The organism is Lacrimispora sphenoides, assembly GCF_900105215.1.
Lineage (GTDB): Bacteria > Bacillota > Clostridia > Lachnospirales > Lachnospiraceae > Lacrimispora > Lacrimispora sphenoides_A.
This window is the reverse complement of sequence record NZ_FOIP01000002.1, coordinates 1,747,213-1,773,403: the sequence shown is the minus strand read 5'-3', so window position 1 is coordinate 1,773,403 and position 26,191 is coordinate 1,747,213. Positions and strand designations below refer to the sequence as shown.

The 26,191-nt window shown below is 44.3% G+C and carries 21 protein-coding genes, 1 riboswitch and 1 other annotated feature; of the genes, 17 read left to right on the top strand and 4 right to left on the bottom strand.

From position 1 onward, the window contains the following. Positions 1–66: 66 nt before the first annotated feature. A complete protein-coding gene (cysK, locus tag BMW45_RS24935; protein ID WP_025233328.1) occupies positions 67–996 on the top strand; it encodes a cysteine synthase A in 930 nt (309 codons plus the stop codon). A 61-nt stretch (positions 997–1,057) separates the two neighbouring features. Here cysK and BMW45_RS24930 read toward each other — a convergent pair whose 3' ends face one another. Continuing rightward, positions 1,058–1,894 carry a YihY/virulence factor BrkB family protein gene (locus BMW45_RS24930; protein WP_092250275.1) on the bottom strand — a complete coding sequence of 279 codons (837 nt, stop codon included), beginning with the start codon at positions 1,892–1,894 and terminating at the stop codon, positions 1,058–1,060. Positions 1,895–2,075: 181 nt separating this feature from the next. Here BMW45_RS24930 and BMW45_RS24925 point away from each other — a divergent pair, with 181 nt between their 5' ends. After that, on the top strand, positions 2,076–2,966 hold the full coding sequence (locus BMW45_RS24925; protein ID WP_092250273.1) for an SPL family radical SAM protein: 891 nt from the start codon (positions 2,076–2,078) through the stop codon (positions 2,964–2,966). Here BMW45_RS24925 and BMW45_RS24920 read toward each other — a convergent pair. Then, positions 2,963–3,850, bottom strand: a complete 888-nt coding sequence (locus tag BMW45_RS24920) for a LysR family transcriptional regulator (RefSeq protein ID WP_092250271.1) — start codon at positions 3,848–3,850, stop codon at positions 2,963–2,965. The genes BMW45_RS24925 and BMW45_RS24920 overlap by 4 nt on opposite strands. A gap of 114 nt (positions 3,851–3,964) precedes the next feature. Here BMW45_RS24920 and BMW45_RS24915 point away from each other — a divergent pair, with 114 nt between their 5' ends. From BMW45_RS24915 to BMW45_RS24890, 6 genes are all read left to right on the top strand, one after another. Beyond that, positions 3,965–5,695, top strand: a complete 1,731-nt coding sequence (locus tag BMW45_RS24915) for an ABC transporter ATP-binding protein (protein WP_092250269.1) — start codon at positions 3,965–3,967, stop codon at positions 5,693–5,695. Between the two features lies 1 nt (position 5,696). Further along, on the top strand, positions 5,697–7,442 hold the full coding sequence (locus BMW45_RS24910; protein ID WP_092250267.1) for an ABC transporter ATP-binding protein: 1,746 nt from the start codon (positions 5,697–5,699) through the stop codon (positions 7,440–7,442). Positions 7,443–7,773: 331 nt separating this feature from the next. Further along, entirely contained in the window at positions 7,774–8,013 is a 240-nt protein-coding gene (locus tag BMW45_RS24905) for a hypothetical protein (RefSeq protein ID WP_092250265.1), read from the top strand. A gap of 118 nt (positions 8,014–8,131) precedes the next feature. After that, positions 8,132–8,378 (top strand) — a binding site (T-box leader). A 77-nt stretch (positions 8,379–8,455) separates the two neighbouring features. Continuing rightward, the gene (gene pheS, locus BMW45_RS24900; RefSeq protein ID WP_092250263.1) at positions 8,456–9,475 is read left to right on the top strand and encodes a phenylalanine--tRNA ligase subunit alpha; all 1,020 of its coding nucleotides are present in this window, start codon (positions 8,456–8,458) and stop codon (positions 9,473–9,475) included. An 18-nt stretch (positions 9,476–9,493) separates the two neighbouring features. After that, positions 9,494–11,914 carry a phenylalanine--tRNA ligase subunit beta gene (gene pheT / locus BMW45_RS24895; protein ID WP_092250261.1) on the top strand — a complete coding sequence of 807 codons (2,421 nt, stop codon included), beginning with the start codon at positions 9,494–9,496 and terminating at the stop codon, positions 11,912–11,914. A 150-nt stretch (positions 11,915–12,064) separates the two neighbouring features. Then, the gene (locus BMW45_RS24890) at positions 12,065–13,267 is read left to right on the top strand and encodes a phosphopyruvate hydratase family protein (RefSeq protein ID WP_092250259.1); all 1,203 of its coding nucleotides are present in this window, start codon (positions 12,065–12,067) and stop codon (positions 13,265–13,267) included. 291 nt (positions 13,268–13,558) lie between these two features. On the opposite strand, the gene BMW45_RS24885 is transcribed toward BMW45_RS24890, so the two are convergent. Further along, positions 13,559–14,281 (bottom strand): MarR family winged helix-turn-helix transcriptional regulator, encoded by a 723-nt coding sequence (locus BMW45_RS24885; protein ID WP_242883227.1) that lies wholly within the window; start codon positions 14,279–14,281, stop codon positions 13,559–13,561. 504 nt (positions 14,282–14,785) lie between these two features. Between BMW45_RS24885 and secG the strand changes: the two genes are divergently transcribed. The 8 genes from secG to ilvC all read left to right on the top strand — a co-directional run bounded on the left by secG (position 14,786) and on the right by ilvC (position 23,768). Continuing rightward, on the top strand, positions 14,786–15,019 hold the full coding sequence (gene secG / locus BMW45_RS24880; protein ID WP_025233317.1) for a preprotein translocase subunit SecG: 234 nt from the start codon (positions 14,786–14,788) through the stop codon (positions 15,017–15,019). 238 nt (positions 15,020–15,257) lie between these two features. Then, on the top strand, positions 15,258–17,399 hold the full coding sequence (rnr, locus tag BMW45_RS24875; protein ID WP_330390886.1) for a ribonuclease R: 2,142 nt from the start codon (positions 15,258–15,260) through the stop codon (positions 17,397–17,399). A 14-nt stretch (positions 17,400–17,413) separates the two neighbouring features. Then, complete coding sequence (smpB, locus tag BMW45_RS24870; RefSeq protein WP_092250257.1) at positions 17,414–17,881, top strand: SsrA-binding protein SmpB; 468 nt, start codon at positions 17,414–17,416, stop codon at positions 17,879–17,881. Between the two features lie 86 nt (positions 17,882–17,967). Further along, positions 17,968–19,950 (top strand): BMP family ABC transporter substrate-binding protein, encoded by a 1,983-nt coding sequence (locus BMW45_RS24865; RefSeq protein ID WP_092250255.1) that lies wholly within the window; start codon positions 17,968–17,970, stop codon positions 19,948–19,950. Then, a complete protein-coding gene (locus BMW45_RS24860; protein ID WP_092250252.1) occupies positions 19,928–20,533 on the top strand; it encodes a metallophosphoesterase family protein in 606 nt (201 codons plus the stop codon). Before BMW45_RS24865 ends, BMW45_RS24860 begins: the two co-directional genes overlap by 23 nt. Before the next feature lie 122 nt (positions 20,534–20,655). Then, positions 20,656–20,750: riboswitch (NiCo riboswitch) on the top strand. Positions 20,751–20,841: 91 nt separating this feature from the next. Continuing rightward, positions 20,842–21,780, top strand: a complete 939-nt coding sequence (locus BMW45_RS24855; RefSeq protein WP_092250249.1) for a cation diffusion facilitator family transporter — start codon at positions 20,842–20,844, stop codon at positions 21,778–21,780. Between the two features lie 365 nt (positions 21,781–22,145). Further along, positions 22,146–22,646, top strand: a complete 501-nt coding sequence (ilvN, locus tag BMW45_RS24850; protein ID WP_092250246.1) for an acetolactate synthase small subunit — start codon at positions 22,146–22,148, stop codon at positions 22,644–22,646. A 111-nt stretch (positions 22,647–22,757) separates the two neighbouring features. Then, positions 22,758–23,768 (top strand): ketol-acid reductoisomerase, encoded by a 1,011-nt coding sequence (gene ilvC, locus BMW45_RS24845; protein ID WP_025233311.1) that lies wholly within the window; start codon positions 22,758–22,760, stop codon positions 23,766–23,768. Between the two features lie 74 nt (positions 23,769–23,842). Here ilvC and BMW45_RS24840 read toward each other — a convergent pair whose 3' ends face one another. After that, positions 23,843–24,745 carry a LysR family transcriptional regulator gene (locus tag BMW45_RS24840; RefSeq protein ID WP_092250243.1) on the bottom strand — a complete coding sequence of 301 codons (903 nt, stop codon included), beginning with the start codon at positions 24,743–24,745 and terminating at the stop codon, positions 23,843–23,845. Positions 24,746–24,921: 176 nt separating this feature from the next. On the opposite strand from BMW45_RS24840, the gene leuC reads away from it, so the two are divergent. Then, the gene (gene leuC, locus BMW45_RS24835) at positions 24,922–26,187 is read left to right on the top strand and encodes a 3-isopropylmalate dehydratase large subunit (protein ID WP_092250240.1); all 1,266 of its coding nucleotides are present in this window, start codon (positions 24,922–24,924) and stop codon (positions 26,185–26,187) included. The last annotated feature ends 4 nt before the right edge of the window (positions 26,188–26,191 follow it).

The following is a 26,191-nucleotide window of genomic DNA, read 5'->3' as shown; positions in this document are numbered from 1 at the left end:
GCGGCAGGTCCTGTCCTGCTGAAATAAAAAGGGAACGAATAGTTCGCAGTTGAAAAGAGGATGAATATGGAAAATATCAAGAAAAGTGCATCAGAACTGATCGGCCATACACCCCTGGTAGAGTTCTCCAATTATGGAAAAAAGCACCATGTGACGGCTGCCATTATAGCAAAGCTGGAATATTTTAATCCGGCAGGAAGTGTTAAGGACCGGGCCGCTCTCTATATGATTCAGGATGCAGAAAAGTCCGGCACTTTAAAGCATGGTGCCACGATCATAGAACCGACTTCCGGCAATACGGGCATCGGTATTGCGAGCATAGCTGCTATGAGAGGATACAGAGCGATTCTTACCATGCCGGAGACCATGAGCGTGGAACGGCGCAATCTGTTAAAGGCCTATGGAGCGGAAATTGTATTGACAGAAGGATCAAAGGGAATGTCCGGCGCCATTGCAAAGGCGAAAGAGCTGCAAACAGAAATAACCGGTTCCATTATTCTGGGACAGTTTGATAATCCGTCCAATTCCAGGGCTCATTATGAAACAACCGGCCCGGAAATATGGGAAGATACCGATGGTATGATCGATGTTCTTATAGCTGGTGTGGGAACCGGAGGTACCATTACCGGAGCAGGAGAATATTTAAAAAGCAAAAATCCTGAGATAAAGGTGATAGCAGTAGAACCTGCCGCATCGCCGGTTCTTTCCGGCGGAAATCCTGGACCTCATGGAATTCAGGGAATCGGAGCCGGATTTGTCCCGTCGATCTTAAATACAGATGTTTACGATGAGATCATACCGGTGGAAAATGGAGATGCATACGAGACGGGAAAGGAAATCGCGCAAACAGAAGGGATTTTAGTGGGAATTTCTTCCTCTGCAGCCGTATGGGCAGCCAGGGAAGTTGCGAAACGTCCGGAATATGCCGGAAAAAGGATTGTTGTAATTCTTCCCGATACAGGGGACAGATACTTATCCACCCCTTTGTTTACCTGAACAATTTAACTATAAATATGAAAAACCAGGGCTGCCTTTTTCTGCAAGCCCTGGTTTTTGATTAAGAGCGCATATGCTCCCTCCAGTTTAAAGAATAATAGTAATTGATTTCAGCACCATAAAACAGGATGCAGACACAGGCATAAATCCACAGCATTAACAGCACAATGGCTGTAAGGCTTCCGTACATGACCGAGTAATTGCCGAAGTTATTAAAATAAATGGAAAACGCAAAAGAAGAAGCGATCCAACCCAAGGTACAAAAGGCGGCTCCGGGCAGCTGGCTTAAAAAATGTTGCTTTTTTTCCGGAACATAAGTATAAAGGACAGCAAAGCAGATCGTCATCATGAAAACGAGCATGGTACGAAACGTAAGAACATACTGGGTGATCTCGGCCAGCAGCGGAAAGTGGTGGTTCATAAAGCTCTGAATGGTACCTCCAAGGACCAGCAGAACAAGGGTCAGGAGACAGATAATCATAAAAATAATGGTATAAACGGCGCAGATGATCCTGGTCACGATATAGTTTCGTTTTTTCTCCTGGCCAAATACCCGGTTTAATCCCCGTTCAATGCTAAGCATCCCCTTGGAAGCGGACCATATGGCAGCCACTGCGGTCGCGGATAAGACAGCTACCGGAGAATTCGTATAAAGGTCATCGATAACAGATACGATTAAGCTGTTCATTTCCAGTGTACTTGGGATGATCGTAATCATAAGCTGGAGTAAATTTGCTTTCGTAATGGATGGGATGAGCTGTATCAATGCCAGTAAAAGCATCATAAAGGGAAATGCTGCTATAATGGTGAAGAAGGAGGCCTGGGCTGCATATACAGTCATTTCATCCCTGCTGTATTTATCATAGATTTGTTTACAGCGCAATAAAAATCGAATCATAATATCTCCTTTTCCTGCCATAATTTCTTCGCTAGTATTAGCATATTATCATGGAACAAAAAAAATATCAAGGCATTCTGCCGATAGGTAAAAATACGTACATGATTGACAGATCCTGCCATAAATCATAAAATAAAACCAACAAGTATCAGGCTCGAGGTGAAGAAAGGAACGAAAACGAATGGAGTTTATTCCTGCAAAGACCATAGTGACAAGAACAAAAGGCTCCCAGTGGTTTGGTATTGACTATAATATGAATATCTACAAAGGATGCTGCCATGGCTGCATTTATTGTGACAGCCGCTCAGACTGTTACCGGATTGATAATTTTGATTCGGTGCGGGTCAAGGAAGATGCCCTTAGGATCATCCGGGATGATTTAAGGCGTAAGGTAAAAACCGGCATTGTTGGGACAGGAGCCATGAGCGATCCCTACAATCCTTTTGAACAGGAGCTTGAATTAACACGGCATGCCCTTGAGCTTATTGATGCATACGGCTTTGGGGCGGCAGTGGCTACGAAAAATGCCCTTCTTAAGCGGGATATAGATATTCTAAAAGGAATCATGGAGCATTCCCCTGTCCTGTGTAAGGTGACGGTTACCACAACAGATGACAATCTGGCGAAAAAAATCGAACCACATGCATCCAGCCCCTCGGAGCGTCTGGCTTTGGTTGAGGCATTAAGGAAGAACGGAATATTTACGGGAATCTTATTGATGCCGGTTCTTCCGTTTCTGGAGGATAACGAGGAAAATATCCTTTCGATCGTAAAAGCTGCCCATGAAGCCGGAGCCAGCTTCATTTATCCTGCTTTTGGCGTGACTTTGCGCAATAATCAAAGAGAATGGTATTTTGACCGCCTAAAAGAACTGTTCCCCCAACAGGATTTGGTGTCGGAATATATCAGGCGGTATGGCAACAGTTACCAATGTACAAGCCCGGGAGCCAGAAAGCTATGGCAGGTATTTTCCCGGGAGTGTGAGCGGTATGGGATATTATACCGGATGAAAGATATCATTCATGGGTACAAAAAGAATTACGAAATAACCCAGTTAAGTCTTTTTGATTAGGAAAGGGACATCAACTCACCGAAATAGGAAACAAATTCTTTGGCTATGTTTGAAACATAGCCGTTTTTTTTATATACGGCAGCCATTCTGGTAACAGTATCCGCAGAGTCGATCTCCCTGAATACGAGGTCCGTGTGTTCTCCTATTTTGCTGATGGATTCAGGCACCAGAGCGATTCCCAGGCCGATGCCTGCCCATTGGAGACAGGTTCTGGCATCATCATTGCGGCAAAAAACATTGGGCATGATACCGCTGTTTTGGAAGGCAAGGGAGATGATGGAATCAAACCGGCGGTAATAGATCAAGGGCTTGCCGGAAAGGTCTGTCAGCCTGATTTTATTCTTGGAGACGCCTGAAAAAAAGGACGGGTTTCCAACCGCTATTAATGGTTCCTCTTTACCGTACACGCATTCAAATCCCTCTGCATTAAAAGGAGTCCTGATAATCGCGCATTCCACAATCCCATTTTTCATCTTTTCCAGAAGCTCGTAGGTATTTCCTTCTGTGACTTCAAACCGTACCTTTTTATGGGTGCAGCAGTATATCTTTAAAAAGTCGTGAAGCAGATTGCCGGAAGATGAGATGGTTCCCAGCTTTAAGATTCCTTTGGAAGCAGTCGGAAAATGATCGAGTTCTTCCACAATGGAGTCCATCATGGATAGGATGTCTTTAGCCCGGGAATAGAGAAAAGCACCTGCTTCCGTCAGTTCTGTTTTTCTGGAGCCGCGTTCAAAAAGCTTTACTCCAAGCTCTTCTTCCAGCAAAAGGATCTGCTTACTTAGTGGTGGCTGGGATAACCCCAGCTTTTTTGCTGCGGCTGTAAAGCCTCCGGTTTCTGCAATTGTTGTAAAATAATAAAGCTGCTTTGAATTAATTGGATTCATTGGGATATCCTCTATTTCATATTTATGTATTGTATTATTATACCAAAATGGTATAATGTTACAAGGTATTATTCCAAAAATGTATTTAATTTTTAAAAGCGGAGGAATATTAGGATGAAAAAGCTCCTGAAATATTTAAAGGACTATAAGGCAGAAAGCATTATGGGGCCGTTATTTAAGCTTCTGGAAGCCTGCTTTGAATTATTGGTGCCTCTTGTAGTAGCAAAGGTGATTGATGTAGGGATCAAGTCTCAGAATATGCCCTATATCCTTAAAATGGGCGGATTATTGGTGCTGCTTGGCGTCATAGGCCTTGTCTGTTCTATTACGGCCCAGTATTTTGCGGCAAAAGCAGCGGCTGGCTTCGGAACTTCTCTCCGAAATGATTTGTTTGCCCATATCAACAAACTCTCGTACCAGGAAATAGACTCCACTGGGACTGCGACTCTGATTACCCGTATTACCAGCGATGCCAATCAGGTACAGTCTGGAGTGAATTTATTCCTTCGTCTGTTCCTTCGTTCCCCGTTTGTGGTATGCGGCGCCATGATCATGGCATTTACCATCAATGCCAGGGCAGCTCTTGTTTTTGTGGTACTTATCCCTGTTCTTTCCATTGTAGTATTCGGCATTATGCTGATCAGCATCCCATTGTACAAAAAGGTGCAGAAGCAATTGGACCAGGTGCTTTTGGCTGTTAGGGAGAATCTGGAAGGAGTCCGTGTCATCCGTGCGTTTGACCGTCAAAATGATGAAATACGCAGGTTTGATGAGGAAAATGGCCTTTTAGTACGCTTTCAGGTTTTCGTAGGAAAAATTTCAGCCTTAATGAATCCCCTTACCTATGTGCTGATCAACTTAGGTGTCATCGTTGTGATAAACACCGGTGCCAGACAGGTGCAGAGCGGCATCATCACTCAGGGAGCAGTGATTGCATTAGTAAATTACATGTCCCAGATTTTAGTTGAACTTGTAAAGCTGGCAAATCTGATCATCACGATTTCAAAGTCCTTAGCCTGTGCAGGCCGGATTAGCGCTGTGTTTGAACAGAAACCAGCCATTACAGAAGTTACTCATAAGGCTGTAGAAGAGAAACAGGATGCTCCCAAAGTAGAATTTGACCATATGACCTTTGCCTATGCAGGTGCCAAGGATGCGGCATTAAGCGGTTTATCCTTTCAGGTCATGAAGGGGGAGACCATTGGAATCATCGGAGGAACAGGTTCTGGTAAGACCACCCTGGTTAATTTAATACCCCGGTTTTATGAGGTCACAGAAGGATCCGTAAAGGTGGGAGGAGTTGATATAAGACAATATCCTTTGGGCCAGTTGAGGGAGCTGGTGGGAATTGTCCCCCAAAAGGCAGTGCTTTTTAAAGGAACCCTTCGGGAAAATATGAAGTGGGGGAAAAAGGAAGCAACGGATCAGGAGATTTATGAGGCTCTTGCAACTGCCCAGGCAAAGGATTTTGTAGAGGAAAAAGGAGAAGGACTGGAGCTTCTGATCCAGGCTGGAGGAAAAAACCTTTCCGGCGGACAGCGGCAGAGGCTTGCCATTGCCAGGGCATTGGTAAAAGATCCTCAGATTCTTATCATGGATGACAGTGCTTCTGCCCTGGATTTTGCTACTGATGCCAGGCTTAGAAAGGCAATTAAAGAAAGTACCGGGAATATGACTGTGTTCCTGGTATCCCAGAGAGCTTCCAGTATTAAAAATGCGGACAGGATCCTGGTCCTGGATGACGGGCAGATGGCAGGCTGGGGAACTCATGAGGAGCTGTTAATTTCCTGCCAGGTTTACCGGGAAATATGCTTATCCCAGCTGTCAAAAGAGGAGGTGCAATAACATGGACGTAAAAAAATACAGATCCACTGTCAGCCGGATCTTTCAATGCATTGGCCGCTATAAATGGGGAGTTGCTGCTTCCCTGGCCTGTGCCTTTGTCACAGTTTTGTTGACTTTATATGTTCCCATCCTCACAGGCCGGGCCATTGACTGCATTGTGGGGGCAGGGGCTGTTGATTTTGCCGGCATGTGGACGATTTTAAAACAAATCGGAGTCATCATTGCAATAACAGCGGCAGCCCAGTGGCTTATGAGCCATATTAACAATCTGGTCACTTACCAGGTGGTAAAGGATATCAGAACCCAGGCATTTAATAAGCTGGAGATCCTTCCTTTAAAATATATTGACTCCCATTCTCACGGAGATATTATAAACAGGATTATCACGGATATTGATCAATTTTCCGACGGACTGTTAATGGGCTTTACCCAGCTGTTTACCGGAGTCCTTACCATTTTAGGAACCTTGGTTTTCATGTTTTCCATGAATTCGGCCATAACGGTTGTGGTGGTTCTGGTAACACCGGTTTCCCTGTTTGTCGCCAGCTTTATTGCAAGAAAGACCTTCCGCATGTTCAAGATGCAGTCTCAGACCAGAGGGGAGCTGACTTCTCTTGTGGAAGAGATGCTGGGAAATCAGAAGGTGGTGCAGGCTTTTGCCCATGAAGCCGATGCACAGGAAAAATTTGAAGATATTAATGAAAATTTGCGTGTCTGGAGCCTGAAAGCCACATTTTTTTCTTCCATTACTAATCCAGCCACCCGCTTTGTGAACAGCCTGGTTTATGCCAGCGTTGGAATCGCCGGAGCCTTTGCGGCTGTAAAAGGACTTTTAACCGTAGGACAGCTTTCCAGTTTTTTAAGCTATGCCAATCAATATACAAAACCATTTAATGAAATATCAGGAGTGGTTACTGAGCTTCAAAATGCCCTGGCCTCTGCTGCAAGGGTGTTTGAACTGATTGACGAGGAGCCTCAGGTCCCGGAGGAGCCGGACGCTGCAGTTCTTGGCAACGCAAAGGGAGAGATTTCTCTGGAACATGTGTACTTTTCCTATAATCCTGAGGTCGCCTTAATTGAGGATATGAATTTAAACGTACGTAAGGGCCAGAGAGTAGCCATCGTAGGCCCTACGGGCTGCGGAAAGAGCACGGTGATCAATCTTCTCATGCGTTTTTATGATGTGGATTCCGGTTCCATCCGGGTAGATGGGACAGATATACGCCATATGACCAGACAAAGCTTAAGAACCAGTTACGGTATGGTGCTGCAGGAGACATGGCTTAAGTCAGGGACCATTCGTGAAAATATTGCATATGGAAAGCCGGATGCGGATGAGGAAGAGATCATTCTGGCGGCAAAGGAGGCTCATGCCCACAGTTTTATCAGGCGTATGCCGGAAGGATATGATACCGTTATCTCGGAAGACGGCGGAAATTTATCCCAAGGCCAGAAGCAGCTTTTATGCATTGCCAGAGTTATGCTGTGCCTTCCTCCCATGCTGATTCTTGATGAAGCCACTTCATCCATTGATACCAGAACCGAGATAAAAATACAGAAGGCATTTGGAAAGATGATGGAAGGGCGTACCAGTTTTATCGTCGCTCACCGTCTTTCTACGATTAAAGAAGCGGATGTGATACTGGTAATGAGGGATGGCCATATCATTGAGCAGGGAACTCATGAAAGCCTGCTTTCCCAAAATGGATTTTATGCACAGCTTTATAACAGCCAGTTTGCTGTGTAGTTTCCATAAGATAATAAAAAACAGCGTCAGAAAGATATCTTGGATATACTTTCTGACGCTGTTCTTTTTTTCTCTGTTATGATATACTTTATAAAGTTCGATATTAGTAATAATAACTATATAAAAGGCGGTAGGATTATGTTAGAAATCATTATGGAAACCAGGAGAGTCTGTTTCAGCCCCGTAAGAATTCCTTTGCAGTTCACGGATAAGGGGAGGGGGGATGGATGATTATTATGATCACATTACAGGCGGTTTAAGATATTGATTCTGTAAAAGACAGTATAAAAGTCTTGGCCGATTTTATGGTTTAAAAGAACAGGGGGAAAAAATGAGTTTTTTAGATATTATGTTGTTGGGTGCACTGTTAACAGAGAGTGTGCTTTTAGTTGCGTTGGCCCATTTTTACAATAAAGAAAAAGAAAAAGTTCAGATTGAGAAAACAAAAAGAGCCGAAGATAAGGAGTATATTGATATTTTTATAGAGCACCTGGAGAAACGGGCTGAAACCTATGAAATACTCCTTGAATTTAAAAGAATTTTAGAAGAAACTTATAAAGATGCGATTTAAGAAAGGAAAACGGGCAGAGACCCGACGTATTTCCTTCTGATATAATCCATATGAAAATAATCCTTGACATTTTGAACATCCGTTATTACAATGGTACGTAACGTTACAATTAAAAACATCAAATGCAATGAAGGTGTAAGTAAATCCTTATTTTCTTCCAGAGAGAAGGGGCCATCGGCTGTAAGCCCTTTTAAGTTCAGCTAAGAGATTGAATTTCCCACCGAAGCAGCATGATTGAAACCAGTGACAGCTTTGGCTGCCGGTCTGGCGGGTAAGTCATGACGTCAATACACGTTACGTATACCGAGTGCCTGTGTCATACGCAGGAATCAGGGTGGTACCGCGAATATAGCTTCGTCCCTTTTTGGGGCGGAGCTTTTTTAGTTATTTCGCTGTTAAAGCAGCAAAAGTAAAATTTGATCATGAAAAGAAGGAGAGCACGATGAAGGACCAATTGGAAAAAATCAAACAGGAAGCGTTAAAGCAGATTGAAGCTTCCGATGCGCTGGAAAAATTAAACGATATTAAAGTTGCTTATCTTGGAAAAAAAGGTGAGCTGACCAGTGTATTAAAGAGTATGAAGGATGTTGCTCCGGAAGACAGGCCAAAGGTGGGGCAGATGGTAAATGACGCCCGGGCCATGATCGAGGGGAAATTAGAGGATGCCATATCCGCCCTGCAAAAAAAAGCCAGAGAAGAACAGCTGAAAAAGGAAGTAATTGATGTAACCCTTCCCGGCAGACGGAATAAGGTAGGCCACACCCATCCAAATACCATTGCTCTGGAAGAGGTTGAGAGAATCTTCGTTGGTATGGGATATGAGGTCATTGAAGGACCGGAAGTGGAATACGATTCCTATAACTTTGAAAAACTGAATATACCTAAGAATCATCCGGCAAGAGACGAACAGGATACCTTTTATATCAGTGACAACATCGTATTAAGAAGCCAGACATCACCGGTTCAGGTCAGGACCATGGAAAAGGGCAAGCTGCCGATCCGCATGCTGGCTCCCGGCCGTGTATTCCGGTCTGATGAGGTGGATGCAACCCATTCCCCTTCCTTCCACCAGATTGAAGGACTTGTGATTGATAAAAATATCACATTTGCGGATTTAAAGGGAACACTTGCAGAGTTTGCAAGAGAGCTTTTTGGTCTGGAGACAAAAGTAAAATTCCGTCCGCACCATTTCCCATTTACAGAACCAAGCGCGGAGATGGATGTTACCTGTTTCAAATGCGGCGGAAAAGGCTGCCGTTTCTGTAAAGGTTCCGGCTGGATTGAGATTCTTGGCTGCGGCATGGTTCATCCAAATGTGCTTACAATGAGCGGAATCGATCCCAATGAATATTCCGGCTTTGCATTCGGAGTTGGATTGGAGCGGATTGCCCTGTTAAAATATGAAATCGATGACATGAGATTATTATATGAGAACGACATCAGATTCTTAAAACAGTTTTAAGGAAAGGGAGATAGATCAATGAATACACCATTATCATGGATTAAAGCATACGTTCCGGATTTAGACGTGACGGCACAGGAATATACAGATGCTATGACGCTTACCGGATCAAAGGTTGAGGGCTATGTTTGCCTGGATAAAAACTTAGAGAAAATTGTAGTTGGACAGATATTATCCATTGAACGTCATCCGGATGCGGATAAACTGATCATCTGCCAGGTTAATGTTGGAGCGGAAACCGTACAGATCGTTACAGGTGCATCCAATGTTAAGACCGGAGATAAAATTCCTGTGGTATTAGACGGGGGCAAAGTGGCAGGAGGCCATGACGGCGGCGCCCTTCCGGAAGAAGGAATCCAGATCAAGAAGGGGAAACTGAGAGGAATCGAATCCTGCGGCATGATGTGCTCCATTGAAGAGCTGGGCTCATCCAATGAAATGTATCCGGATGCACCGGAAAGCGGGATTTACATTCTTCCAGAGGATACGGAAATAGGTGCTGATGCTATAGAAGTGCTGGGCCTTCGTGATTCCGTATTTGAATATGAAATTACCTCAAACCGTGTGGACTGCTACAGTGTAATAGGAATTGCAAGAGAAGCAGCTGCTACCTTCCGTAAGCCCTTTGTACCTCCGGTGGTAACAGCAACAGGAAACAGTGAGGATATCCATGACTATTTAAAGATTTCCGTAGAGGATAGCCGTCTTTGTCCCCGCTATTGCGCAAGAATGGTGAAAAATATCAAGCTTGCTCCTTCCCCGGCCTGGATGCAGAGACACCTTGCTGCATGCGGAATCCGTCCTATTAATAATATCGTGGATATTACCAATTATGTAATGGAAGAGTATGGTCAGCCAATGCATGCCTTTGACTATGACCTGCTTGCAAATCATGAAATCGTTGTAAAATGCGCGGGAGAAGGCGATACCTTCCAGACTCTTGACGAACAGGAAAGAAAGCTGGACAGCACCGTTCTCATGATCAACGACGGAGAAAAGGCAGTAGGAATCGCCGGCATCATGGGTGGAGAAAACTCCAAAATCACCGATGAGGTGAAGACCATGGTGTTTGAAAGCGCCTGCTTTGATGGAACCAATATCCGTCTTTCTTCTAAAAAAGTCGGATTAAGGACCGATGCTTCCGGTAAATTTGAAAAGGGTCTTGATCCTAACAACGCTGAGGAAGCGATTAACCGCGCGTGCCAGCTGATTGAGGAGCTGGGCGCAGGAGAAGTCATAGGCGGCATGATTGACATATATCCTGAGAAACGGGAGGGGAAAAGACTTCCTTTTGAGCCAGAAAAGATGAACCGGCTTCTGGGTACTGAGATCGAAGCGGAGACAATGCTTGAATACTTTAAAAAGCTGGATTTGGAATACAATGAGACAGCAAATGAAATCCTTATTCCCACTTTCCGCCAGGACTTAGACTGTATGGCGGATCTGGCGGAAGAAGTTGCCAGATTTTTTGGATATGATAAGATCCCCGTATCCCTGCCCACAGGTGAGGCAACGACCGGCAAGCTGTCATACAAATTAAGAATAGAAGAGGTGGCAAGAGAAGTGGCGGAATTCTCAGGATTTTCCCAGGGAATGACCTATTCCTTTGAAAGCCCCAAGGTATTTGACCGTCTGCTGATCCCGGAGGGCAGTCCGCTCCGTGAGACAGTGAATATATTAAATCCATTGGGAGAGGACTTCAGCGTTATGAGAACCTCCCCACTTCATGGAATGTTAAACTCCTTATCCACTAATTACAACCGCCGCAATAAGAATGTCCGCCTTTACGAGCTGGCCAATATTTATCTTCCAAAGGCGCTTCCATTGACCGCGCTTCCCGATGAAAGAATGCAGTTTACCCTGGGATTTTACGGCGACGGCGATTTCTTTGATATGAAGGGCGTGATTGAAGAATTCTTCGATAAAACCGGAATGCACAAACGGCCTCATTATGATCCAAAGAGTGGAAAAACATTCCTTCATCCAGGAAGACAGGCAGATATCATTTATGATGGGGTAACCATCGGATATCTGGGAGAAGTCCATCCGGAGGTGGCTGACAACTATAAGATTGGGGACCGGGCCTATGTGGCTGTGATCGATATGCCATCCATGATCCCGTTTACAAGTTTTGACCGGAAATACACCGGAATTGCAAAATATCCGGCTGTTACCAGAGACATCAGCATGGTGGTACCAAAGGAAATTCTGGTCGGACAGATCGAAGAGATCATCGAACAGCGGGGAGGAAAGATACTGGAAAGCTATGAGCTTTTCGATATTTATGAAGGAACCCAGATTTTAGCAGGATATAAGTCCGTCGCTTATTCCATCACCTTCCGTGCAGGTGATCACACCTTAGAAGAGCAGGAGGTTCTTGCTGTAATGAAAAAGATCCTTAACGGATTACAGGGATTAGGAATTGAACTTCGGGCATAAATAATGCCGTTTTACAAGTAAATCTTTAAAGAAAGATGCCAGGATGAAAGAAAAACCTCCTGGCATCTTTTTTCTCTGTACCTGCATGGATGTGGTAAATTCCGTCAATCCTTACTGTAAGAATGTAAGAAAGGACAGGGAGTCAAAAGGATGTTTAACAGCCTTGATATTATAGAAATAACAGGAAGGATTGTCCGGGATTCCTGGGGGTATCCCGGAGTGGAAGCTGAAGTGATCCTGGAAAACGGCGCTCATGGAAGAGCGACGGTTTCCCTGGGAGACACCAGCAGAGCAGAGAAACAGGCAGAACTTGTGAGTGGCTGGCTTTCAGAAGCAATATTGTTTGAGGATGCATCAGACCAGGGAAGGATCGATCGAATGCTTTCCAAGGCAGCAGAGGAGAACCGGGCAGAAGAAGTCGGGAACCAGGGAGTTCTTGCTATATCCATGGCGGCTGCAAGGGCAGCAGGGGCAGGACTTCATCTGCCGCTTTACCGTTATCTTGGCGGAACCTCAGCTCCTGTGATGCCGGTTCCCATGATGAGCATGATCAGCGGAGGAGGCGGGGAAAAAGGTCTTGATTTCCAGGAGATCATGATTGTGCCTCAGGGAGCAAATTCCTATTCGGAAGGACTCCGCATGGGAGTAGAGATTTACCAGACATTAAAAAGGCTTTTATCCATAAGTGGCTTTAGCACTTCCACAGGAGATGGCGGCGGCTTTGAACCGGATATGAAAAACTCAGAAGAAGCACTGCATTATTTAATGGATTCCTTTAAGCTTACCGGATATAAGCCAGGGACAGATGTGCTGGTGGCCATCAATGCTGATGCAGACCATCTGTACGTAAAGGAAGATGGCACTTACTGTTTTTCAAAGGAAAGCAGGAAGGGTGGAATCTCCATAAACAGGGCACAAAAGGATATGCTCGCCTATTATCTGAGGTTGGCAGACGGCTTTCCCATCTGTGCGTTCCTAAACGGACTTTGGAAAGAAGACCTGGAGGGAAGAGAGCAAATGATGAAGCTCCTTGAACACCGTACGCTTTTGGTGTCCGATGATTTTGCTGCGGCGAATGCCACGATCATCCGTATGGAACAGGCGGGGACGGTAACCGGGGCATTGGAAATGGTAGAGAAGGCAAGAAAAGCCAGACATAAGGTGATCATTGCCAGTGATGGAAAGGATACGGAAGAGTCTTTCCTTGCGGATATGGCAGCAGCTGTCGGTGCTGATTATGTGAAGAACGGAGCACCGTGCAGGGGAGAATGCACCGCCAAATACAATGAACTTCTGCGCATTGAAGATTTTTACAGGAAATTTGGACGGGCAGTCATGGAATATTCTTTTTGACTGGCTAATGGAATAGAAAGAGCAGTAGTGTTTGGTACAGCATGAAAAAGGCAGCGGTTGGTTTTACAGTCGCTGCCTTTTTTCTCTCCCCAATCGCCGGTACAGTTATTACCGGGGGCATCCGTTTAAAATTTAAGCATTGGCAGCCCCGCCTTTTTGCCCAAAGATGGTGCGAATGAGATGGTTTACATGATTGCTCCTTTCTGCCTGAAAAAAGCGTAAAAAATAAAAGCGCTGCCAATTGGCTTTCAGAAAGACAGCGCCAATTCTGTTATTATAGGATATCGTTACTTATTCTTCGTCATCGTGAGGAGCTTCAGGCTGCGGAGGCATATGCCTGCCGTCACCATGTCTGCCAAAGCGATTGGAACCGTGTCCGTTGAACCTTGGATCATTGTGGCCCGGTTCAAAATGTCCAGCACCGTGCGCACCTTTCGGTCTTCTGTCTGGGCAGCCATGAAAGCATTCTCTGCGGTCAAAAGGACGCCTGCCCCCGCGCATAAACATCATGTCAAACCTTTCATCACCCAGTCTTTCACGGGCAGAGCGCATCCATTCAAGCCTTTCGTCGTCTTCATCATCACCAAGCTGGGCTTCAAGTGCCGCAGCCACGCGGTCGAGATACTCACCGAAGACCATTTGTTCCTCCTCGTTAAGACAACTGAAAATATCTCCGCAATCCGGGCGGGGCTGCTGTTCATTTTCCCCTTTTTCTGTTAGCTGCACCAACATGACGCGTCTGTCGGCTTCCGAAGGGATGCGGGTGATATAACCGCCTTTCTCCAGTTTGTTAAGAAGCTCGTTAAGAGACTGTATCCGAATGCCCAGCAGATAAGACAGGTCTTTTGTGCTGATTTCAGATTGCATTTTGAGCATTGCTAAAACCCTGCCTTGCCCGCGGGTCGGATCCGCCATGGGACCATGTTCTGCATGTTTCTGTAAATGGTGGCGCTGCAAGAGCCATTGCAGCTTTGAGAATTTTTCGTAAAGTTCTGTAAAGTTATCTTCCATCATATTTAAAACCTCCTAAAGTTGAATATTCATCAGGTACCTTAAATATATTGTATAGGTACCTGATGGAAATGTCAAGAAAAATTTTATCAGGTACCTGTATATTTTTTGCACCTTATATTTTTGCTATAAAAAAATTCCATAGTGATGCATAAGGAAATGTAAAATTCCGAAAATTCCGAAAAAGCCTGAATATGGTATGATGGAAGAACATACCTGGAACATAGGGCCAAAGATGAAGAATAATGATATAATATAGATGGATACGAAGAAAATCATTTTATAATAAATTTTGCAGGGAAAAGAGGTAAATGCTTATCAAAGGTGAGTGAACGATAAAGAAGCTTCTATATATAATAAGCAAAAAAAACAGGGAGGGCTTCTTGATGAAACATGATTGTTGCCAAGGGGCGTATCACCTATAGAATATAAAAATATAAAAATATATTGTATTTTCAGAAAAATTATGGTATGATATCCTTTGTTTGACTATAGGAGGTGGGAAACGTGATCAGGATTATTTTATCAATCATATTTGTTATCATATGTGTTGCTTTATCAGCAATAATCCTTTTACAGGAAGGAAAGAGTCAGGGCCTGGGTTCTATTGGCGGTATGGCTGATACCTACTGGGGCAGAAATAAAGGCCGTTCCATGGAAGGAAAACTGGAGAAATTCACAAAATACGGTGCAGTCCTGTTTTTCATTCTGGCGCTGGTACTGAATCTGAATATACTGTAAAGATTAAACACTCTTGTGATATGGCAACAAGGGTGTTTTTTTCGCATTAAGGGGAAGTTTCGTAATACCTATTGGTAAAGTGCAGATAATATATTATGGCTTATTGGAGCTTGTAAAGCAAGTTTCGATAAAAGGGCCGTTTTTCAGCCCGTCCATCCGATTACCGGAAGTGCTTCTTACTTCCGATAATATAGAAAAAATTAAAATAGATAAAAATGATAATTAAGAGAGGAAGACAATGACAGAAGAACAGTTAACGCAAAGAAAAGCCATGCTTCTCCAGCTGATAAATGATCCTGCCTATGCACCTATGAAATTAAAAGAGTTAGCCATTCTCTTTGACATTCCAAAGGATCAGAGGGAAGATTTAAAAGAGGTACTGGATACTCTTTTGGCAGAAGGAAAGATGGGTATATCACAAAAAGGAAAATATGGAAAGCCAGATATCGGCTCCATTGCCGGAGTGTTTTCCGGACACTCCAAGGGCTTTGGGTTTGTAGCGGTAGAAGGGCTGGATCAGGATATTTTTATACCGGAAGACAAGACAGGCGGAGCACTTCACGGTGACACCGTGCTGATATCTGCCGAATCAAAGCCAGGAAACGGAAAAAGAGCTGAGGGCCATGTGATCAAGGTGCTGGTCCATGCAAATGAACAGATCATAGGGTTCTATCAGAAAAATAAGAGTTTTGGTTTCGTTATTCCGGACAACCAGAAAATTTCAAAGGATGTGTTCATTCCTCAGGGCAAGGACATGGGAGCCGTGACCGGACACAAGGTGGTGGTTAGGGTTACGGATTTCGGCGGGCCGGAACGGAAACCGGAAGGAATGATAACGGAAATAATTGGCCATGTCAATGATCCTGGTACGGATATTCTTTCGATTGTAAGAGCATACGGACTTCCGGAGGAATTCCCGGACAGCGTAATGAAGCAGGTGGAAGCAGTAACGGATGAAGTAACCGGTAAAGATATGCAGGGCCGTCTGGATTTGAGAAATTTACAGACAGTTACCATTGATGGAGAAGATGCAAAGGATCTTGACGATGCAATTACTTTATCAAAAAAAGATGGTGTCTATACCTTAGGCGTTCATATCGCTGATGTTACGAATTACGTAACGGAAAACAGCCCATTGGATGAGGAAGCATTAAGAAGGGGAACCAGCGTTTATCTTGTGGACCGGGTAATTCCCATGCTGCCCCATAAGCTGTCAAATGGAATTTGTTCCCTGAATCATGGAGAAGACCGGCTGGCCTTAAGCTGCATCATGGACATTGATGAAAACGGCAATGTAATGGGGCACAGGATAGCAGAAACCGTCATAAACGTGGACCGGAGAATGACCTATACGGCAGTCAACGCCATTATCACGGACCGGGATGAGGCGGTTATGAAGGAATACGAAGCCTTTGTTTCCATGTTTGATCAGATGAAGGAACTGGCTGATATTCTGCGGGAAAAGAGAAAGAAGAGAGGCTCCATTGATTTTGATTTCCCTGAAACAAAGGTGATTCTTGATGAACGGGGAAAGCCTTTGGAAATCAAGCCCTATGAGAGAAATGCAGCAACTAAAATCATTGAAGACTTTATGCTGATGGCAAATGAGACGGTTGCAGAGGATTATTTCTGGCAGGAGATTCCCTTCCTTTACCGGACTCATGATAACCCGGATCCGGAAAAGATGAAGAGTCTTGCAACTTTGATTAATAATTTCGGATATTCCATCCGTTTTCACAATGGTGAGGTTTACCCGAAGGAAGTCCAAAAGCTGCTTGCTAATGCGGAGGATACGCCGGAGGAAGCTCTTATCAGCCGTCTGGCCCTGCGTTCTATGAAGCAGGCTAAATATACGGTGTCAAATACCGGGCATTTTGGCCTGGCAGCTAAATATTACACCCACTTTACCTCTCCGATCAGAAGGTATCCGGATTTACAGATCCATCGTATCATTAAGGAGAACTTAAGGTCAGGCTTAGCCGGGAAGAGAATCAGCCATTACGATAAGATCCTTCAGCAGGTAGCCGTCCAGTCTTCTGCCATGGAGCGTAGAGCCGATGAAGCAGAGCGGGAGACCATTAAACTTAAAAAGTGTGAGTATATGTCAAAACACATTGGGGAAGAGTTTGACGGAGTGATTTCCGGTGTGACAAACTGGGGGCTTTATGTGGAGCTTTCCAACACCGTGGAAGGCTTGATTCATGTGAATCAGCTCCAGGATGATTATTATCATTTTGATGAAGAACATTATGAGCTGGTAGGTGAAATGACAAGGAAAACCTTTAAATTAGGTCAGCCTATCAGGGTCATGGTATTGGGTACGGATAAGCTTTTGCGTACCATCGACTTTATTCCGGCAAAGAGTTTAGAAGAGGAATAACAGGAGGAATGAAAATGGGGAAAGAGAGTTTCAAATTAATTGCTAATAATAAAAAGGCATATCACGATTATTTTATTGATGAAAAATACGAGGCAGGCATTGAACTTGCCGGAACAGAAGTAAAATCCATCCGCATGGGCAAATGCAGCATCAAGGAATCCTTTGTGAGAATTGATAAAGGAGAGGTTTATGTCTGCGGCATGAACATCAGCCCGTATGAAAAAGGGAATATCTTTAACAAAGATCCGCTGAGGGTCAGAAAGCTGCTGCTACACAGGACTGAGATCGGAAAGCTGGATGCAAAGATTGCCCAGAAGGGCTATACCCTGGTCCCTCTGCAGGTATATTTTAAAGGAAGCCTGGTGAAGGTGGAGATCGGCCTTGCCAGAGGTAAAAAGCTATACGATAAGAGAGATGACATTGCGAAAAAGGATCAGAAAAGAGAACTGGAAAGAGACTTTAAGGTGAAAAATCTTTCATAGAGTGCCGCTTTAAGCCTCCTGAATAATCTGTACAGAAAGCTGTTTTAATGCTAAAATAACCTTAGAAAATGTTGGAGGGAAAACGGATGGCATTATATGATTACGTAGGGGCGTTAAAGCGGGGCCGCAGGCAATATCAGGCTTCCGTGTCAAAAGGAGAATATCCGTATCTGCCGGTCTTGGATCAGATCCTGTCCTATACGGATATTGTTTCAGAAGTGAACTTGGGAATCATGGATGTTCCTCTTGAAAAGGTGGTAGGCACGAAAACGGAGGGACGCACCAGCGCCTTTGCCAGTAATTTCATGCCTCTATTGTCGGAGAAATCGGAATTTGGGGCGAAATGGGCATATTTATATGACCATCAGATTGAAGAGGGGATCCATGATCCCATCCAAGTCTTTGAATTTATGAACCAGTATTACGTTCAGGAAGGCAATAAAAGGGTCAGTGTCTTAAAATATGTAGGTGCTTTCAGCATCTCTGCCTCTGTCACCCGCCTGATTCCAAAGAGGACTGATGATTTAGATAACAGGCTTTATTATGAATTCCTGGATTTTTACCAGGTTTCCTTTAACTGCGATGTCTGGTTCAGCAAAGAAGGAAGCTACGACAAGCTGATAAAGGCCATGAATAAGAATCCGGGAGAGCCTTGGAGCGAGGATGACAGGATCATCTTCAAATCCGCTTATGACCGTTTTTCCAAAGCATTCCATGCCTTTGGTGGCGATGATTACGATATGACATGTTCGGACGCGTTTCTTGTTTACGTCGAACTATTCGGATACCGAATCGTAAAAGACCGGATTGAGGGGCAGATAAAAAAGGACTTGATCAGAATTAAGGATGAACTACTCCTGGCCTCCAGAGGCAATAAGATCACTTTGGTTGAACAGCCGGAAGAAATAGAGGAATCATCGGATAATAGTCCTCTTAAGCTCATTAATTGGCTGCGCCCGTTCCAGTCCATTGAACCGGAGATGTTAAAAATTGCATTTATCCATGCGAAAACAGCAGAAACTTCCAGCTGGACTTATGGACATGAGCTGGGCAGGATGTACTTAGAACAGGCTTTTAACGGAGCCATACAGACGATTGCATTTTTTAACGCAGATTCTGAGCCGGAGATCGCTAATGCCATTGAACTGGCCATTGGGGCCAGGTGTAATGTAATATTTACTACGGCCTCCCAGATGATCAATTTAAGTGTGAAAGCTGCAATCGATCATCCGGAAGTAAAGGTGTTTAACTGCTCCGTTAATATGTCTTATTCATCCATCTGCACCTATTATGGAAGAATGTATGAATCGAAATTCCTTATGGGGGCCTTGGCAGCTTCCATGTCCCAGGCTGAGAAGATCGGATATATTGCTGATTATCCGATCTACGGCACCATTGCCAATATCAATGCCTTTGCCCTGGGAGCCAGAATGATCAATCCTTATGCCAAGGTGTACTTAGAATGGTCAAGGGTAAAGGACCGGGATGCTCACGCGGAGTTGGAAAAAGAGAACGTTGCCTTTATTTCAGGTGATGACATGATAACTCCTCAGACGCCCACCAGAGAATACGGACTTTACCAGAAGCATCCGGATGGAAGCCTGAAAAATCTGGCGACTCCTATCTGGCATTGGGGAAAGTTTTACGAAAGAATTGTTAATATAATATGCCATGGGGATTTCGGCAGGAAGGAAATGAAGGGGAAACAGGCCATCAATTACTGGTGGGGGATGTCGGCAGATGTGATCGACGTCATTTGCTCTCATAATCTGCCACACGGAACCAGCCGGCTGATTACATTTTTGAGAAATTCCATACGGGCTGGAAGCTTTCAGCCCTTTGAAGGAATTATTTATTCTCAGGACGGACAAATCCAGTGCGGGGAAAACGAAAATCTTACTCCGGAAGAAATAACCACCATGAACTGGCTGACAGAAAATGTGGTGGGACAGATTCCGGAATTTGATGAGCTTACGGAAGAGGCTCGGTCTCTGGTACGTCTCCAGGGACAGACAATATACGAGAACATGGATATGGAGGAACAGCGTGAAGATCCTGGTACTGTCTGACCATGAGTCAAAAACACTTTATGAATACTATTCACCGGAAAAATTGCAGGACATTGATTTAATTATTTCCTGCGGAGATTTACGAGCGAATTATCTTACGTTTTTTGCAACTTTTTCCCATGCCCCGGTCTATTATGTCCGGGGTAACCACGATTGCAGGTATGAGGACTGTCCACCTGAAGGCTGTACCTGCATTGAAGATGATATCATAACCTATAAGGGAATCCGGATTATGGGGCTGGGCGGTTCCATGCAGTACATTCCAGGTTCGCCGAACCAGTACACGGAACGGGGAATGGAGCGGAGAATCAAAAAGATGTGGTGGAAGCTTAAGAAGAACAAAGGTTTTGATATTCTTGTCACCCATGCTCCGGCGTTTGAACTCAACGATTTACCGGACTTGCCTCATCAGGGATTTACCTGTTTTAAGGCACTGATGGACAAGTATTCTCCCAAATATTTTCTTCATGGACATGTCCATGCCAATTATGGAAAGAGCTTTAAGAGGGAAGACCAGTATGGCTGCACAAAGGTTGTAAATGCCTATGAGTATTATATTATTGAGTATCCGGAAAATCCGTAACATCCTGGACCCTGGATTACATATAATATTATAGTGCCTGATGGATGAAACCTTATAAGTAGTATTAAAAATCCGGCTCTATTTTATAAGTTGTAGAGACACTCTTTGCACTGCATAAATCTACAGTACAAACTGAACAGGCGATAGCTATCTTAAGCTATAGGGCCGGGTTGCCAAGTGCGACAGCGGATGACTTCATTGCATCTGTGGGACAGTAGTTTACTCGATTGTTCCATAGGTGCATTTTTTGTATCACAAAATATAAAAAAGTGCCATGGGCCTATCTTATTCAATAGGAGGTAACTTTTATGGAACCGATTTTTAAAAGGAAAAAAGAAAGGAACTCAATAGGCATTGCCATGCATGTATCAATGGTCACCATTGTGATCAATCTGCTCCTTTCAGTATTTAAGCTGACTGCAGGTATCCTGGCAAATTCCGGAGCCATGATTTCTGATGCGGTACATTCGGCATCTGATGTATTGAGTACAGTTGTCGTCATGATAGGAGTAAACATAGCCGGTAAAAAGTCAGATAAAGAGCATCCTTACGGTCATGACCGCATGGAATGCGTGGCTGCTATCATCCTGTCTGCCATGCTTATGGCTACAGGAATTGCAATTGGCATAAACGGGGTCAAAAAGATCGCGGCGGGAAACGGAGAGGGAGCAGTTATTCCTGGGCTGTTAGCGCTATTTGCTGCTGTATTGTCCATTGCTGTAAAAGAGTGGATGTATTGGTACACAAGGGCGGCAGCAAAAAAAATAAATTCAGCAGCTGTCATGGCTGATGCATGGCATCATCGTTCTGATGCGCTGTCTTCTGTAGGAGCCATGATAGGCATTGCCGGAGCAAGACTTGGCTATCCGGTTCTGGATCCGGTGGCCAGTGTGGTGATCTGTTTGTTTATCGGCAAGGCGGCAGTTGACGTCTTTCGGGATGCTATGGATAAGATGGTGGATAAAGCCTGTGATGATGAAACGATCCAGAAGATGAAGGAATCCGCCTTGGCGGTAATGGGAGTGAAACAGATTGATGATATCAGGACCAGGATGTTCGGGGCCAAGGTGTATGTGGACATTGAGATAGCGGCTAAGGGAAATCTGTTTCTTGTGGATTCCCATGAAATCGCTGAGAACGTACATTTATCCATTGAAAAACATTTTCCTGATGTAAAACACTGCATGGTACATGTAAATCCATTGCCTGAACCGGAAGATCAAGAAAATGACCGGGAGTGCCTGTAGGTTTTCCAAATAACCAAAGAAGAACTTAGTACCATTCTGGAAGAAGGCAGCTTTGCCCCGTCGGCTATGAACCGTCTGGCTGTGGTCATAGTGGCTGGGGAATCCAGGATATTATGAAGGGATCGGTCATTGCATACTTGGGTATGGAAATATGGGATACCCCCAGGCTAGGCCAAGGAAAGAACATGCAATTATATATATAGAAGAAACAGAAATAAAGAGGACTGCGTATGATAAGACGCGGCCCTCTTTGCTTTATTTTCAGGTATAACCTCAAATTATAATACACATTCCTATTAATTAGTTGACAAATAGATGTTGGATTGCTATCATTTAAGTTACTATACAAAAAGGCGGGGATATGGATGGAGAGAATCGTATTATCATTGTTGGTTGATAACACCTCCGGCGTTTTGAGCCGTGTAGCCGGACTGTTCAGCCGCCGTGGCTATAATATTGAAAGCCTTACGGTGGGTGTGACTGCGGATGAGAGATATTCCAGAATGACGGTAGTGTCCACAGGCGATCAGGAGATTTTAGACCAAATTGAAAAACAGCTGAGAAAGCTGGAAGATGTCAGGGATATCAAAGAATTAAAGCCAGGCTATTCTGTTTACAGGGAGCTTATTCTGGTCAAGGTACATGCGAATGCCGGCCAGCGTCAGGCGATTTGTGCCATAGCTGATATTTTTAGAGCTACCATTGTTGATGTTGGCAAAGATTCCGTAACCGTCATGCTTACAGGAGATCAGTCCAAGCTTGATGCAGTTCTTAACCTGCTTGAAGATTACGAAATTTTAGAGCTTGCCAGAACTGGTCTCACAGGACTTTCCAGAGGCTCTGACGATATTCGGTATCTGCCTTAGGCAGTCAGGATTTGTAAGCTAGAGGTTATTGCCAAAGGCGGACAGTGAGCCGTCGGCATGGTTCCTTTAACAAAATATATCAAGAGTCAGTATATGAGGAGGAAATAAAAGATGGCAAAGATTTACTATCAGGAAGATTGCAACTTATCCTTATTGGAGGGTAAGACCATTGCAGTTATTGGATACGGCAGCCAGGGCCATGCCCATGCACTTAATTTAAAGGAGTCTGGATGCAATGTCGTTGTAGGACTTTATGAGGGAAGCAGTTCCTGGGCAAAGGCAGAGGCGCAGGGTTTAACCGTTTATACAGCAGCAGAAGCTGCAAAGAAGGCTGACATCATTATGATCTTAATCAATGATGAGAAGCAGGCTGCTATGTACAAGGAATCTGTAGAGCCTAATTTAAAGGATGGGGACATGCTGATGTTTGCCCATGGTTTTGCCGTTCATTTTGGACAGATCGTTCCTCCTAAGAATGTTGATGTTACCATGATCGCACCAAAGGCTCCCGGCCATACCGTAAGAAATGAATATCTGGTAGGCAGAGGAACCCCATGTCTGGTCGCTGTTCATCAGGATTATACAGGCAAGGCAAAGGACAAGGCTTTAGCTTATGCATTGGCCCTGGGCGGAGCAAGAGCCGGCGTACTGGAGACAACCTTTAAGGATGAGACAGAAACAGACCTTTTTGGCGAGCAGGCTGTATTATGCGGAGGCGTATGCGCTCTGATGAAGGCAGGCTTTGAAACTTTAGTAGAAGCAGGATATGCTCCAGAGAATGCTTATTTTGAATGTATTCACGAGATGAAGCTGATCGTAGACCTGATTTTTGAAAGCGGCTTTGCAGGCATGAGATATTCTGTTTCCAATACTGCTGAATACGGTGATTACATCACAGGACCAAAGATCGTTACCGATGAGACCAAGAAGGCGATGAAGCAGGTTCTTACCGATATTCAGAATGGAAACTTTGCAAAGGACTGGCTGCTTGAGAACCAGGTAGGATGCGCTCACTTTAATGCGGTTAGAAAGAAAGAAGCTTCCCACCAGTTAGAAAAGGTAGGCAGCGAGCTCCGCAAGCTTTACAGCTGGAACGACGGCGGAAAGCTGATTGATAACTAAGTTATATAACAACAGGCAGCGGCCTGTTAAATAATAAAGCCCGGAAAAAGCAAGTCTTTTTCCGGGCTTTTTATTTACTTGAGCAATGATCCGGCCCCTCTCATGGCATCAAAAAAGTTCTCCATAGCCGTGGATAATCCATTGGGATTATAACCGAATCCAACGGTTCTCTTTTTAATCGCTGTTTCCATGGGAATCTCAACCAAATCCCCCCGGTCCAGTTCCTCCTGGACAAATTCTTTGATCACACATCCGATCCCTAGTCCGATTTTGGCAAATTCGATCAGCAGATCCATGGTAGTGACCTCCAAAAGCTGATTTGGCACAATCTGATTTTCTTTCATATATTCGTCAATATACTTTCTGGTCATGTTGTTCTTATCCAAAAGAAGGATATTCCCTGTCTGAAAGAAATCCGTATCCGGTCCTTCTCTTAAATACAGGTTATCCAGATAAGATTTTGTAGCCACGAAAATATCCTGGACGTCCATAACCGGTTGAAACAAAAGAGGGCGCCGGTTGCTTGGCTCTGCAATCAGACCCAGATCAATCCGCTGTTGTTCCAACATAGTGATCGTATGGGAAGTGGACTGGCTTTCAATGGAAATCTTAATATGAGGATACTTCTCAATGAATCCCTTTAAATAAGGAAGAAGAATATATTTGCAAAGAGTATTGCTGACACCTATTTTCAAGTGTCCGATATTAAAATCCTTCACCCGCTTCAGTTCCAGTTCCCCGCGGTTTAATTCTTCAAAGGCCGCTTTTGTATGATTATATAGAAGCTTTCCTTCTTCGGTAAGCTGGACGCCTCTTGAATTTCTCGTAAATAAGGTTACCTCCAGGCTGTCTTCCAGCTTGCTGATGGATTTACTGATGGCAGGCTGGCTGATATAAAGTTCTTTGGCCGCTCTTGAGATATTTCCGGCTTTGGCAACTTCATAAAATATCTTATATTGGGAAAGGTTATGATCCATATTAAGTCTTCCTCTCATTGAACGATACTTTTCGTTCCGTTTTATAACTAACTATTATATTAAATATTCGTATTATGTATTTCTATTATACCAATAAGTGTGTTAAAATGTAAAGCGAGAAAAAGATGTTACAATTTAAACTGTAATGGTGATAAATTAACAGGAGGACGCAGACAATGGGAATGACGATGACCCAGAAAATATTGGCAGCCCATGCAGGGCTTTCCAAGGTAAAGGCAGGCCAGCTGATCGAAGCGGAACTGGATCTGGTATTGGGGAATGATATCACATCTCCGGTTGCCATTAAGGAAATGGAGAAATTTGATAAAGATACGATCTTTCATAAAGATAAGATTGCCCTGGTCATGGACCACTTTATTCCAAATAAGGATATTAAATCCGCGGAAAACTGTAAATGCTGCCGTGATTTTGCCGGCAAACACGAAATTACCAATTATTTCGATGTAGGACAGATGGGAATCGAACATGCCCTTCTTCCGGAAAAGGGGCTGGTGGTTGCAGGAGATGCAGTCATTGGAGCGGATTCCCATACATGTACCTATGGAGCACTGGGAGCTTTTTCCACCGGTGTGGGCAGTACGGATATGGCGGCAGGCATGGTAACTGGAAAAGCCTGGTTCAAGGTACCGACCGCAATTAAGTTTGAACTGGTGGGGAAACCCTCCAAATGGGTCAGCGGCAAGGATGTTATTTTGCATATCATAGGCATGATCGGAGTAGACGGTGCTTTATATAAGTCGATGGAATTTTCCGGAGAGGGTATCAGGAATCTATCCATGGATGACCGTTTTACTATTTGCAACATGGCCATAGAGGCCGGCGGAAAGAACGGTATTTTCCCGGTGGATGACCTTGCCATCCAGTACATAAAGGATCATTCAAAGCGTGATTACAAAATCTATGAGGCGGATGAGGATGCAGAATATGAGGCGGTTTATACCATTGACTTATCCAAATTAGAGCCAACGGTTTCTTTCCCCCACCTTCCTGAAAATACCAGGACCATCGGCACGTTTGGTGAGATTAAAGTGGATCAGTCGGTAATCGGCTCCTGTACCAACGGCCGGCTTGACGATATGCGCATAGCAGCCGCTGTCATGAAAGGACATAAAGTGGCAAAAAATGTGCGCTGCATCGTGATTCCAGCTACCCAGGAAATCTATTTGCAGTCCATGAGAGAGGGGCTTTTAGAAATCTTTATTGAAGCCGGAGCTGTAGTCAGCACACCAACCTGCGGTCCGTGCCTTGGTGGCTATATGGGTATTCTGGCGGCAGGAGAACGCTGCATCTCTACCACCAACCGTAATTTTGTAGGTCGGATGGGTCATGTGGAATCAGAGGTATATTTATCCAACCCTGCAGTGGCTGCTGCAAGTGCGATTACCGGCCATATATGTGCGCCGGATGAACTGGGATTATAGGAGG